Source organism: Thalassospira sp. MIT121401 (assembly GCF_047125595.1).
GTDB classification, from domain to species: Bacteria; Pseudomonadota; Alphaproteobacteria; order Rhodospirillales; family Thalassospiraceae; genus Thalassospira; species Thalassospira povalilytica.
The window spans coordinates 67,621-79,896 of sequence record NZ_CP138926.1; the positions used below are offsets into that span (position 1 = coordinate 67,621).

Here is a 12,276-nt window from a genome sequence, read left to right on the forward strand (position 1 = left end):
CCCAATCAAAATGGAACAGGCCCGTGCCTTAGCTCAGAAGCTTGGAAAGCTTTTCAAGGTTTTCGTTGGAAACAGACAGCGCCTGAATGGCTGAGTCCATTTTCACACCAAGTTCGGTCTGATCCGCACTTAGTTGCGCAATGTCGGCATCCATATAGACACTCATTGCGGATTCAAGGTTGGTCTGGGCGGTTTCGATATTGCCTGCGGCATAGTCGAACCGCGACATCATCGCACCAACCGATGCACGACCGGCCGAAACGGTTTCGATCTGTGCTTCAATCATCGCCAGCGCCGTGGTTGCGTTTGCCGCCGACGATATAGAAGACGTATTGAACGCCGCAGTCGCAGTGGTGGCAGTCGTACCACTGCCAACAACATAAACAACGTCTTCAGTGGTGGCATAGTTGGTATCAAGCGTCACCGAAATCGGTGTTGCACCTGCATCCGCGGACACGGTGAAGCTTTCATCGTAGTTGCCATCAAGAAGCGACGTATCGAAATAGGTCGTTGATTCAACGATGGAATCAATCTGTTCCATCAATTCACTATATTCGTCATCCAGATAGGCACGTTCGGTATCGGTCACCGAACCGGACGATGCCTGGGATGCAAGTTCGTACATCCGTTCCAGAATATCGGCAATTTCCGACAAACCACCATCAGCGGTTTCAAGAATTGCTGTTGCGACCTCGGCATTGTCACCGGCCTGTTCCCAGGCGGCATAGTCAACCGACATCGCAGTGTAAACCGCAAGACCCGCCGCATCATCGGATGCCGAGTTGATCGCCTTGCCGCTCGACATCGCGGTCAGAACCGATGTCATCTCGTCAGTGGTCTTGTTGAGGTTCGACACCGCAAGGGTGGCCGACATGTTTGTATTGATGCTTGCCATTTCTAACTCTCCTATATGGATGTGTCGTTTGGCCTACCTGCCAAAAGGCCCGCATAAGGGCCGATACAGGTGCACACGCATCACCACAGGGAAAACTGGCGCAGATTTTTGGTCTTTTTTCCAACGGCCGCCAAATGATCCGGTCACATCACTGGATGTCCATCGGGTTCGGGCATGCATACCAACACCCAAAAATGCAACAGGGCCGCCCGAAAGCAGCCCTGCTCAATATCAATTTTATGATCCCTTGGGCATCCCGTCTCGGTGTGGCTCGACCGGACCGCCTTTGGTGATTACGAACGCCGTTCTGCCCGATCACGCCAGTAAAGACTGATATCGGCCTCGGGTTTGCCAAACAGATAGCCTTGGGCAAAATCAAAACCGGCCTTGGTAATCAGATCGCGCATCTGATCGGTTTCAATCATTTCGCCGACCACCTCGACATCAATATCGTGGCACAGCTCGACAAGCGAGCGCATGAAAGCCTGCCCTTTGATGGTCTTCATTGATTGCCGAATTGATTCCCCGTCGACCTTTACATAATCGACATCCATCGCACTCAGATACCGGAAGTTCGACGCCCCGGTCCCGAAATCATCCAGACAGATTTCAATGCCGAATTCCCGGAACCGGGCAATCCATCTGGCAGCATTGTCGATATCGCGGATTTCCGAGGTTTCCGTGATCTCGATCATCAATTGCTGCAATGTTTCGTGATTTCGTTCGAACAACGCGACCGCTGACCGGCAAAAATCCGGATTACTTAGTGAATGACCGGAAATATTCACGGCAACCCGAACAGTTATTCCGGTTTCAAGTTGCGATTTGATCCATTTCAGGCTTCGGCGCAACATCGCAAGATCAAGCCGATGGATCATGTTGACCTGTTCGGCAAAGGCGATCAGTTCCTGTGTCGGGATCAGTTTTCCATCATCGTCATGGAACCTGACCAAGGCTTCGAAATGGTGAATTTCCCCGTTCGGAAGCCGCACGATCGGTTGATACACAACATCAAATTTCAGTCGATCGACCCGCTTGCCGAAATCCTGCATCGCCGAAAAGGTACTGTTGACCAGATTACCTGTCTGCCCCATCAGGCGTGAAAAGGTAAATCCATGCTCCTGATGGTCACAGAAACGACGGATCGAATATAAAACCCCGCGCGCCAGATCCCCTGGCGGAATGACGTCGGTGGTAAAATCGGTGACGGTCGAACTGACTTCAACGCCAATCCCCTTGGGATCGGCATCGCGCACACATTCCTCGATCCGCTTTTCCAGATCGCCAATCGGCACATCCGGGCGGTGCAACATGCCAAATTGTTCGGCCCCAAGACGCCCGGCCGTGTCACCGGCAACTGAATGCGCCCGTAAAAATGCCCCGACACTTGCCATCAATTCGTTGCGTTCGATCTGCTCCATGCGCTTGCACAACGGATCAAAGGCATTCAGCGTCATCAGGGTGAATTTATGTTCCGTTCCGGTTTCGCGCTGGGCGACCAGCCGTTCAGTCACAACCTTGGACAGGCTTTCTTCATCAAGAAGCCCGGTTGAATTATCGCGCTTAATGGATCCGACCACCTCGGGCGGCAGGGCATTGATCGCCACACGCAACGCGACAAAGAAATGATCCCCAAGATCAGGCAGGAAATATCCGCTCATGGAAACAGGGGGGCTCAACAATTCATTGCGCTGGGCAAACCGGACCTGAATATTGTCCATGCGGCCGCGTCTGCGGGCCACATGCAGCATTTCTGTAACCAGCGGCCTGAACTGTTTGGCCAGCAAACCCGTAAAGAGTTTACCTGCAAGATCCTGTGGACGGCGCCCCAAAATGCCGTCCGACGCGCCGGAGGCAAATACAATCCGAAAATCGCCATCCAGTTCCAGAAGGAGATCGCCCCACACAAAGGCCAAAGCCGCAAAACGGTTGCGTTCCTTCCGTAATTCGGTTGTTCGAGCTTTTATAAGTTTGTCCAATGCGCCCTCTCACGCTGCTCGTCACTCCCGATGTTTTTCACTTCCCCCGAACTCGAAAAACATCTCCTTTGCCATTCCGGCTTTCCGCCATGATCAACCGCCTATGCTTAACAAGGGTTTTACAACCACAACTTTTGCTATTGTGGTAAATACGCACATACGCAGTCCGGGCTGGCCGGATTGCCCGCCCGAGTTGACGAGTATGATTGACCACCTGTCTTGTTATGCATGCGATTGAAATTACGATCAAATGCGCAGAAACCATACCCGGCGACTTGAAATCCGCCGGAAACCCCATACAACAAGGGCATCTTTACTGAACATGCCCCATTCACGCATCAAGGCCGCCTGACAATGACCAATTCAGCATCCCGCACCGCCAGTTTGCCGCGTTTGACTTCTGACTCTGTCCTGATTTTTGATCTCGACAACACGCTTTATCCGGCCGCGTGCGATCTGTTTTCACAGGTCTCCGATCTGATCGGGCAGTATGTGCGTGACACCCTTAAGCTCGAACCGGATGCCGCCTATCGGGTGCAAAAGGACTATTTCCATCGCTATGGCACCACGCTGCGCGGCCTGATGACCGAACATGATATTGACCCGGCCGACTATCTTGCCAAGGTTCATGACATTGATCTGTCGGTTGTCGATCCGGCACCCGATCTTGCACAGGCACTTGATGATCTGCCCGGTCGCAAACTGATTTTCACCAATGCGTCACGCGGGCACGCCGAACGGGTGATGGGCCGTTTGGGGATTGCCGACCGGTTCGAAACAATTTTCGACATCGTCGATGCCGACTATATCCCCAAGCCACAGCAGCAACCCTATGACCGTTTGCTGGCACGCGATGGTGTTGACCCGACACGTGCGATCTATTTCGAAGACATGGCCAAAAACCTTTTGCCAGCCAAGGATATGGGCATGACCACGGTCTGGGTAAATACCGACATCGAATGGGCCCAGAACGGCAGCGACGATCCGCGCATTGATCATCACACCACGGATATCGTTGATTTCTTGCGCAACCTTGCCACCACTTCCTGATCTCGATCGGATCACGCGCGCCTGTTGCCGCCCTGCTTATCACCCACCTGTTCATCCACATGTGCCCGGTTTTGTCGCCGGGCGGCCGATTTGTCATGGTTCTAAGATTGAGCTTCGCGGCGTGATCCGCTATGTCTATCGACCAAAGGGATCAGGAACGGAGAATTGCCCGAAAAAGGGCGTTTCTACGCAAACTGGCGGAGTTGACTTCATGGGCTGCATTGACCATTCTCCGCCCGACAGATTTAGGCTGACCGCAAGGACCTTCGTAAAATGAACAGAACTGAACTTGAAGGCGTGATCAACGTCGCTTGGGAAAACCGCGACGAGATCAGCTCCGCCACCCAGGGTGAAATCCGCAAAGCTGTTGAGCAGGCACTTCATGCCATGGATCGCGGCGAACTGCGCGTTGCCGAAAAAACCAATGGCAAGTGGGTTGTCAATCAGTGGGCCAAAAAGGCGGTTCTGCTGTCTTTCCGTCTTAATGACATGGCCACGATTGCAGGTGGCCCGGGCGAAAACACCAACTGGTGGGACAAGGTTCCGTCCAAGTTCGAAGGCTGGGGCGAAGCAGAATTCAAAGAAGCCGGTTTCCGTGCCGTTCCGGGCAGTATCGTGCGCCGTTCGGCTTATGTCGCACCGGGCACCGTCCTGATGCCGAGCTTCGTGAACCTGGGTGCCTATGTTGATACCGGCGTTATGGTTGATACCTGGGCGACTGTCGGTTCCTGTGCACAGATCGGTAAAAACGTTCACCTTTCGGGTGGTGCGGGCATCGGTGGCGTTCTTGAACCGCTTCAGGCCGGTCCGGTCATCATCGAAGACAACGCATTCATCGGTGCACGTTCGGAAATCGTCGAAGGCGTGATTGTCGAAGAAGGTGCCGTGATTTCCATGGGTGTCTTCATCGGTGCATCGACCAAGATCATTGACCGCACCACCGGCGAAACCTTTGTCGGTCGCGTTCCGGCATATTCCGTTGTCGTTCCGGGCAGCATTCCGGGCAAGCCGCTTGCCGATGGCACCCCGGGGCCGAGCCTGTATTGCGCGGTCATCATCAAACGTGTTGATGAAAAAACCCGTTCGAAAACCTCAATCAACGAATTGCTGCGCGACTGATTTCTGTCCCGCGCAGAATGGATGATTTATAAGGGGCAAAACGGCCAATCCGTTTTGCCCTTTCTCACACATGCATGCCGGCAACCAAACCACCGGCATCACACCAACAAGAGATTGCCCGATGTCTGCCGCCCTTGAACTTGCCCAGTCCCTGATCCGTTGCCCATCCGTTACGCCGGCTGATGCCGGAGCACTTGATGTCCTGCAAAAGGCGCTTGAGGCGCGCGGATTTGATTGCACACGCAAGGTCTTTGACGGCGATGACAGCGATGCGATCGATAATCTTTATGCCCGGTTGGGCACCAAGGGCCGCAATTTCTGCTTTGCCGGGCACACCGATGTCGTGCCGGCAGGCGACACCAGCGCCTGGACCGTTGACCCGTTTGGCGGCGAAGTCATCGACGGACGTTTATTCGGGCGGGGCGCTGTTGATATGAAAACCGGTATTGCCTGCTTTGTTGGTGCTGTTGATGCCTTTCTGGCGGCCCGTCCGGATTTTGATGAATCGATTTCGTTCCTGATCACCGGCGACGAAGAGGCCGATGCCATCAACGGCACCGTCAAACTGATTGAATGGTGCGATGGCCAGGGCGAAAAATTCGATTGCTGTCTGGTGGGTGAACCGACCAACCCGAAATATCTGGGCGAAATGATGAAAGTCGGTCGCCGCGGCTCTGTGACCGGTTGGCTGACCGTATTTGGCGCACAAGGTCACGTCGCCTATCCGCATCTGGCCGATAACCCGGTGCCGCGCATGATCAGAACACTGGATGCCCTTAATTCCCGGGAACTTGATCAGGGCACGGACCATTTCCAGCCCAGCAATCTTGAAATCACCACCGTCGATGCGGGAAATGCCGCAACCAACGTGGTTCCGGCCAAGGTCAGTGCGGCATTTAACATCCGCTTTAATGATCAGCATACCGGTGCCGATCTTAAAAAATGGATTGAAGATACCTGTGCCGAACATGCCGGCGCGCACGAACTTAAGGTCAAAATATCGGGCGAGGCATTCCTGTCCAATCCCGGCAAGCTCGCCACCCTGATTGCCGATGCTTCGGAAAAAGTCACCGGCAAACGCCCGGAAATGAGCACCACGGGCGGCACATCCGATGCCCGCTTCATTCAGAAATACACCGAAGTCGCGGAATTCGGTCTGGTCGGCCAATCCATGCACAAGGTCGATGAACATGCCATGGTCGATGACATCGAAAACCTTGTCACGATCTATGCCGAAGTTCTCAGCGGCTTTTTCGACTGATTATCCGGCCTGTTTGGTTTCCCCGGCCGGGATTTTGCCGCGCGATGTCAGAATGCTGTCGCGCGTGTCGGCCAGAATACGATCGGCTGTCTGATCATCAACCGCGCGGCTTAAAACCACCGCACCCACCATCATCGCCAGCATGGTGGTCGATTCCTGCTGATATTCGGGCGGCAGGTTACGGACCTGTTTGTCGGAATCGATATTGATGTGCTGGTCGATGCCCGGCACGTCGTCTTCTTTTGCCAGCTTCCAGGCCAGTTTCTCTGTCGCCTGATTGATCAGTTTTGAAAATGCGGCGCGTGCCTTGTCACCAGATCGCGAAACTTCGGTCGACAAGGTCGGCAAGGCACATCCCATATCGGGGTTTTCAATATGAAGCCGCGACAGATAAAGTTCGGCAAATGCGGTTACCCAGTCATGCCCCCTCATTTCCGCCTTGCGCAATTTGGCCAGTACCGGCGATGACAAAAGTGACATGCCGTTTTCCACACAGGCCACAAACAGGTCTTCCTTGTTTTTGAAATGGGCGTAAAACCCGCCCCGCGTCAGTCCGGCTGCTGCCATGACCTGATCAATCGTCACATTTTCAAACCCGTGCTTTTTGAACTGGGCTGTTGCCGCATTCAAAATGCGAATACGGGTCTTTGGCTTGTGCGCAGCGCTATAGGGCATGGCGACCTCCGTCTTGCGATCCTGATTTTCATCCAGTCGCACGATGACACATAACAATAATATGTTCTTGAACATATTATGTGGAAGGCAATCCTGCCTGCAAGGCACCGCATCACCGATCCCCGATCGGTTGGCAAAACCGCACGTCATGCAGTAAAGGAACCTGCCATGTCAGAACTCATTATCGTCGGAATGCCGCGCAGCAACCTGACGCGCAGTGTTCGCATTGCTTGCCTTGAAAAGGAAATCAGCTTTGATTTCACCAGCCGCGATGTTCAGACACCCGGCCGCCCGCCCACCAATGCCTTATTGGAACGCAATCCGTTTGGCACGGTCCCGGTTCTGATTCACGGCACCTTCACGCTTTATGAGACTGCGGCAATTTGCCGCTATATCGATGATAATTTTTCCGGTCCGCTATTGCGCCCGGTCCGTGCCGACAAAGTGGCGCGCATGAATCAGTGGATCAGTGTTGCCATGACACGGCTTGATCAAAACATCATCCGCAACTTTGTCATCCCGATGGTCTTTGCTGATCATAAAAAGCGCCACGATCCGGGCTTTGCCATTCACATGAACCAGCTTGCCGACGTGATCCGTCGCGATCTGGCCGTTCTTGATGATGCCTATGGCGACGGCTGGTTGTTCGAAGATCGCTTCACGCTTCCCGACATGATGATCATGCCAATGCTGCATTACCTTAATGCAATGCCCGGCGGTCCGGAAATGCTGGCAGATGCCCCCAATGTCAGGGCCGCTTACGACCGGTTCAAGGCCCGCGGTTCTGCGGCCCAAACCGACCCGCTTCTGCCTGAACAAATTTTGAAATCGGCCTGATAACAGCGTTTGCCCGGCCCCGATGGTTCCCTTAATCCTGTCGGGGTCTTTGGCCACCACAGACGGGGGCGTCTTCCTCCCCCTTCCCCCGGAATGGCGGGTTTCCTGTCTGTGGTGGTCTCTTTTTTGTAAAGCCGTCAGGGCGTCCAGGTGATCGGGACATAGCCGCGAAGCATTTCAATCCGTTCCAGCCAGGCACGCACCCCCGGATAGGGCGCAAGACTGATTTTCCCAAGCTCGGCCCGGTGCGTATAGGCATAAAGCGAAATATCGGCAATCGTTACCGTTTCACCCACCAGCCACTCATGCGCAGACAGACGCTTTTCCATCAGATCAAGCGCACGCTTGGCACCGGCCTGCTTCATCGGTTCAAGGATGTCGGCATTGGCCGGAAGCCCCTTGATCTCGTACCAGGAAATCAGAACCGCCACGTTCGGTTCATGATCATACTGTTCAAAGAACAGCCAGCCCATCATCTCAGCCCGTTCAAAGCGGTCTTTGGGGATAAAGTCGGTACCCTCTGCCAGATAGCCGAGAATGGCGTTGCTTTCTGCCAGAACCCGACCGTCATCAAGAACAAGGGCCGGAATTTTGCCGTTCGGATTGATCTTTTCAAGATATTCCGGTGTGCGGGTTTCCCCCTTCATGATGTCGCGTTCGACATACTCAAAGGATTGCCCCAACATGGACAGAAGCAAACGGACTTTATAGCCGTTACCCGACATCAGATAGTCGTTTAATATCATTGTGAAATTCCCTGTGGCACATGCGTTAAAAGCATTCGCGTCAAAGCATTGGCCGGCCAGCTCCGATATTTGCCGCTGGATGATTTTCACACAATCGAATAGTTTTGACCCAATTGTTCAAATTAATTGATCATAAATTCTGATCAAAAGGATGGGCCATGGATTCCGACCTGTTGCGCAGTTTCGTCGCCTTTGCCGAATGTGGCAGTTTCAACCGCGCAGCCGACAGGATCGGGCGCACGCCATCGGCCTTTTCCATGCAGATGAAACGACTTGAGGAACTGGTCGATAACAAGCTGTTTGAACGGGACGGCCGCAATGTTCTTTTGACCAATGATGGCATCACCTTTGTCGGCTATGCCCGGCGCATCCTGTCCCTTCAGGACGAAGCCATGGGCAAGTTGCGCAATCAGGATGCCGCACGCCCGATCCGGATCGGCTGCCCCGATGACTATGCCCAGAAAATTCTGCCCGTCGTCCTGCGAGCGATCCGCAGCATCCTTCCCGATGTGACATTCTTCATTTCGATCAATCCGACTATTCTTTTGCAACGCATGCTTGATCAGGGGGAACTTGATATCTCGCTGGTCAGCCGTTCGGCCATGGGTGAAGAAGGATATTTTTTACGTCACGAACCGGGTGTCTGGGTAACATCCCCGATCCATCGCCAACATGAAATTGATCCGCTTCCGCTGGTTCTTCCGGCCGAAGACTGCAAATTCCATGCTTGGGCAATCGATGCCATTTCGAAATCCGGCCGCCCCTTTAATCTGTTTGCCACCACAAGACAGGCCGCATCGCTTTTGCATCTGGTGCGCGACGGGTTGGGCGTTGCCGCCCTTGCTGCGGCTAGTGTCACCGATGAATTCCAGATCCTGGACAGTCGCGATGGTTTCCCGCCGCTGCCTGCTGTCGGGGTTGCCATCATGCTGGCAGAAGATTCCCACCCGCTGGTCAGCCGCAAACTGGCTGGTGTGATTCAGGATTATGTCAGTCAGAACCTTGATGACACCCCGGCTGATCGTCAAGAAAGCTTGACCATGGCCGGTGCAAACTGATTGGATGCGCGCCCGCGACAAACGACCTGACCAAAAACGCCAACCAAAGTTGATCCGATGACGTCCAAACCACGCCTGAATATTTGCATTACCTGCACCGCATCGAATGCCGATGCCCCGTCCGATCCGCGTGACGGTAAGCAATTGTTTGATCGCATGGCCACACTTTGTGCCGACCACGACCTGCCATTTGACCTGCATCCGGCGGAATGCCTGACCAATTGCAAATCGGGCTGCTCTGTTGCACTGAATGGCGCGGGCAAGTGGGGATATGTTTATGGCAATGTCGATCCCGACACCATGCTTGATGATCTGCGGGATCTTGCCACCCGATATGCCGACAGTGAAAATGGGATTGTTGCCTGGCGCGAACGTCCGGAAACATTGCGGCGCAATGTGATTGCGCGCATTCCGCCACTCGATTAACGGGATAATTTGACCGATATCCGGGCGTCAGCCAGATACACCGGCATGCAATTGACGCCATAATTCTTCAACGTCGCCACCGGCCAGCAACCTGGCCACCAGTGCGTTGAACTCATCAAGCGGAATGGCGGATTCCCTGGTCAGTACCGACACCAGATCATAGGTCGCATCGGGTTTGTCCCCGATGATCAGGCGTTCATGCAATCTGGGGTCACTTGCAAAACGACGGGCTAAAAATCCGGCCGACACGATGCCGATCGGCGCTTCTCCGGCCAGAAGCCCGTTCAGAACTTCGCTTTCGTTATAGCGAAGCTCCACATTGAAGTTTTCGCGTAAATAATCCGGATCGGCATTGAAATCGGCAAAACCGTAATGAAAGCCCAGAACACAAAGCATGGGATGGGCCGAAACATCGGCAAACAGGCTTTTGGCGTCGCTCTGGCTTGCCAAAGTCAGATAGATGTCCTTTTCCCGGACAATCGGATCGGAATAAAGCACGTCAAACGCCGGCCAGTCCCATTTCGCACTTTCAAGCAAAATCAGATCAAGCTCGCCATTCATCAATGCCTGATATCGTCGTCTTGATGACGTTTCGGCCAGTTCGAACCGATAGGTGTCCTGCAACCCGTTCAGCCGATCAATCAGCATCGGGACGATGCCGCGCGGTGATCCGTCCTCAAAATAATATACCACGCCATATTCATACGCCCCGACCTTGACGGGAACAGGGTCGCCGGCCTTGGCCGGAACTGCCCAGACCCACAACAAAAACGCACCCAGCGCCAAAACGGCCCGGACCGCGTGATGATGTGAATGATGCTTTCGCACGATCTCTTTCCCGAACTTTTTTGCCACCGATAAAAAAACGCTGTCGCTGCCAAACCAAAAAGTATCAAAACCGGTCGCGGCATGTTTTGCCGTCGACGACACCTTTTATATGAGTCGGGCGCACCAGTTTTCCAGAAGGTAGCGTGCAATAGAAATCGGACGCGGAAGATTTATGCCCTTTTCCGGCAGTCCCGGGACGTCATCGCGATGAACCCACATGGCAAATTCGATTTCTTCCTGATCGGGGAAAAGTTCGGTGGTTTCTGCTTCGGCAACGAAACCCAGCATCAATGAGCCGGGAAACGGCCATGGCTGGGACGCCACATATTGCGGGCGTTTGATCCGCACGCCGACTTCTTCATAAACCTCGCGGGCCACCGCCTGTTCAAGCGTTTCGCCCGGCTCCACAAACCCCGCCAGAACCGACACCATCCCGGGCAGAAATTGCGGCGATCTTGCCAGCAAAACATGATCCTGATGATGGATCAGCATGATCACAGCCGGGTCTGTTCTTGGAAAATGGGCCTTGCCGCAATCGGGATTGGTACATTGCAACCGGTAACCGGCTTCCTCTATCCGGTTGGGATGCCCGCAATTGCCGCAAAAACGATGACCCCGATGCCAATTGAAAATGGCACGCGCCTGGGCGGCCAATGCCGCCTCGTCACTTGAAAGTGCCGCCATGCGGGTGCGCATATCACCAAATCCGCCCCCCAATGCCCGTACCGCTTCATCCCGGTCGGCAACCACCGGGGCAATATCCACGGCAATGACCGGCCCGTTTTGATCCCGACCGATATAAATCCAGTGCCCGCCATTCAAATCCACATCCAGATGCGGGATCGCCGGACCACCAAGCACCACCAGTTCATGAGCATCCATGTCCTCGGGCCAGGCAAATAGCGGATCACCGGCATGACAAATCAGAATCCGCAACGACTCCTCGGCCAGAAGAATCTGCTGCCAGTCCGCGGTTTTGCGCAATACGGCATCGCGATCAAGATCAATTGATTCATAGAACTGCCTGTTCATGGTGGTGCGTTTCCTTGAATGCTTCTTGCGGGATCACGGGCAGTCAACTTCTTGAGGTTCCCGGTTTTTCCGTGGGGATTGGCAACGACATTAACGCGGACATTCCCGCGCCAAAAGCCACGATTGCGTCATTTCAAAAAAATCCAAGCCAACCCTTGCGTTTTGGCAGCTGTTGGGCGATATAGGGGGCGAGAGGCTGGCAGTGGACGGACCGCTCGCCAACCCGGTCAGGACCGGAAGGTAGCAGCCGTAACGAGTTTTTCCGGGTCGCTGTTCAGTCTCTCACCCTTATCATTCCCCAAACATCCCCTTGTTTTTTGTCATGTGCCTTACATCTTCGGGCATGTGGTTTTTTGTATGGGAAATTTCC

At 54.1% G+C, this 12,276-nt stretch carries 12 protein-coding genes and 1 other RNA gene; 7 read left to right on the plus strand and 6 right to left on the minus strand.

What is annotated here, in order from left to right:
- Window positions 1-28: 28 nt before the first annotated feature.
- Complete coding sequence (locus tag SIB88_RS00320) at window positions 29-895, minus strand: flagellin (RefSeq protein ID WP_068517826.1); 867 nt, start codon at window positions 893-895, stop codon at window positions 29-31.
- A 293-nt stretch (window positions 896-1,188) separates the two neighbouring features.
- Window positions 1,189-2,802: an EAL domain-containing protein gene (locus tag SIB88_RS00325; protein WP_412565924.1), complete on the minus strand. Its 1,614-nt coding sequence runs from the start codon at window positions 2,800-2,802 to the stop codon at window positions 1,189-1,191.
- Between the two features lie 426 nt (window positions 2,803-3,228).
- Here SIB88_RS00325 and SIB88_RS00330 point away from each other — a divergent pair, with 426 nt between their 5' ends.
- The 3 genes from SIB88_RS00330 to dapE all read left to right on the plus strand — a co-directional run bounded on the left by SIB88_RS00330 (window position 3,229) and on the right by dapE (window position 6,304).
- Window positions 3,229-3,924, plus strand: coding sequence for a pyrimidine 5'-nucleotidase (locus SIB88_RS00330; RefSeq protein ID WP_101246950.1), 696 nt, complete (start codon window positions 3,229-3,231; stop codon window positions 3,922-3,924).
- 273 nt (window positions 3,925-4,197) lie between these two features.
- Window positions 4,198-5,043, plus strand: coding sequence for a 2,3,4,5-tetrahydropyridine-2,6-dicarboxylate N-succinyltransferase (gene dapD / locus SIB88_RS00335; protein ID WP_101246949.1), 846 nt, complete (start codon window positions 4,198-4,200; stop codon window positions 5,041-5,043).
- Window positions 5,044-5,164: 121 nt separating this feature from the next.
- Entirely contained in the window at window positions 5,165-6,304 is a 1,140-nt protein-coding gene (gene dapE, locus SIB88_RS00340) for a succinyl-diaminopimelate desuccinylase (protein ID WP_412559046.1), read from the plus strand.
- Here the strand turns inward: dapE and SIB88_RS00345 are convergent, their stop codons facing one another.
- Window positions 6,305-6,979 (minus strand): TetR/AcrR family transcriptional regulator, encoded by a 675-nt coding sequence (locus tag SIB88_RS00345; RefSeq protein WP_206926314.1) that lies wholly within the window; start codon window positions 6,977-6,979, stop codon window positions 6,305-6,307.
- A 168-nt stretch (window positions 6,980-7,147) separates the two neighbouring features.
- Between SIB88_RS00345 and SIB88_RS00350 the strand changes: the two genes are divergently transcribed.
- On the plus strand, window positions 7,148-7,816 hold the full coding sequence (locus SIB88_RS00350; RefSeq protein WP_412559047.1) for a glutathione S-transferase family protein: 669 nt from the start codon (window positions 7,148-7,150) through the stop codon (window positions 7,814-7,816).
- Between the two features lie 137 nt (window positions 7,817-7,953).
- Here SIB88_RS00350 and SIB88_RS00355 read toward each other — a convergent pair whose 3' ends face one another.
- Window positions 7,954-8,562: a glutathione S-transferase family protein gene (locus SIB88_RS00355; protein WP_412559048.1), complete on the minus strand. Its 609-nt coding sequence runs from the start codon at window positions 8,560-8,562 to the stop codon at window positions 7,954-7,956.
- Between the two features lie 158 nt (window positions 8,563-8,720).
- Between SIB88_RS00355 and SIB88_RS00360 the strand changes: the two genes are divergently transcribed.
- Together SIB88_RS00360 and SIB88_RS00365 are read left to right on the plus strand one after the other, a co-directional pair.
- Entirely contained in the window at window positions 8,721-9,620 is a 900-nt protein-coding gene (locus SIB88_RS00360) for a LysR family transcriptional regulator (RefSeq protein ID WP_068517835.1), read from the plus strand.
- Between the two features lie 57 nt (window positions 9,621-9,677).
- Window positions 9,678-10,046, plus strand: a complete 369-nt coding sequence (locus SIB88_RS00365; protein WP_412559049.1) for a DUF1636 family protein — start codon at window positions 9,678-9,680, stop codon at window positions 10,044-10,046.
- A 27-nt stretch (window positions 10,047-10,073) separates the two neighbouring features.
- Here the strand turns inward: SIB88_RS00365 and SIB88_RS00370 are convergent, their stop codons facing one another.
- Window positions 10,074-10,874, minus strand: a complete 801-nt coding sequence (locus SIB88_RS00370) for a hypothetical protein (protein WP_412559050.1) — start codon at window positions 10,872-10,874, stop codon at window positions 10,074-10,076.
- 105 nt (window positions 10,875-10,979) lie between these two features.
- Window positions 10,980-11,906 carry an NAD(+) diphosphatase gene (nudC, locus tag SIB88_RS00375; RefSeq protein ID WP_412559051.1) on the minus strand — a complete coding sequence of 309 codons (927 nt, stop codon included), beginning with the start codon at window positions 11,904-11,906 and terminating at the stop codon, window positions 10,980-10,982.
- Between the two features lie 191 nt (window positions 11,907-12,097).
- On the opposite strand from nudC, the gene ffs reads away from it, so the two are divergent.
- Window positions 12,098-12,192, plus strand: an RNA gene (gene ffs, locus SIB88_RS00380) — signal recognition particle sRNA small type.
- Window positions 12,193-12,276: the final 84 nt, after the last annotated feature.